Source organism: Mesorhizobium sp. M2E.F.Ca.ET.209.01.1.1 (assembly GCF_004010375.2).
In the GTDB taxonomy this organism is placed as follows: domain Bacteria; phylum Pseudomonadota; class Alphaproteobacteria; order Rhizobiales; family Rhizobiaceae; genus Mesorhizobium.
In genome coordinates this window covers 1-386 of sequence record NZ_SADP02000349.1, presented here as the reverse complement: position 1 = coordinate 386, position 386 = coordinate 1, and the positions used below count along the sequence as shown (strand labels likewise).

Genomic DNA, 386 nt, shown 5'->3' with positions numbered 1-386 from the left:
TTGGAAGGACGAGTTTGTCGACACGCCAAGTGCCGTCGCCGGGTTTCGTCGCCGGCCGCTTGATCGGCTCGATGCCGGAATCCGGCTTCGACAGCACCAGCGTTACCGCCTTGGCGTCCAACGGGCCGAAATCGCCGGTCATGATCACCATTGAGGCCTCTACCTCGCCGGCATGTCCGGGTGTGATGCTGAGATCGGCCATCGCCTTCAGCGTGTGGATGTGGATCGACACCGGCTGCGCGGCGGCGATCGCCAGAGCGCGCGGCGGCGGGGTAAAGCGCCAGCCGGCGGCGACGCCGAAGATGGCGAGCGCGATCAGCATCTCGATGCCGATCGAGCGCACAAGCCGCCGCTGCACTTCGGTGTCACCCGCCTCGAGATCGGAA

Annotated in this window: 1 protein-coding gene; it reads right to left on the bottom strand. The window is 66.3% G+C overall.

Translation table 11 applies throughout. The features are described from left to right. Window positions 1-386 (bottom strand): prepilin-type N-terminal cleavage/methylation domain-containing protein (locus EN852_RS35935; RefSeq protein WP_135879694.1); only part of this gene is annotated, 386 nt, incomplete at both ends.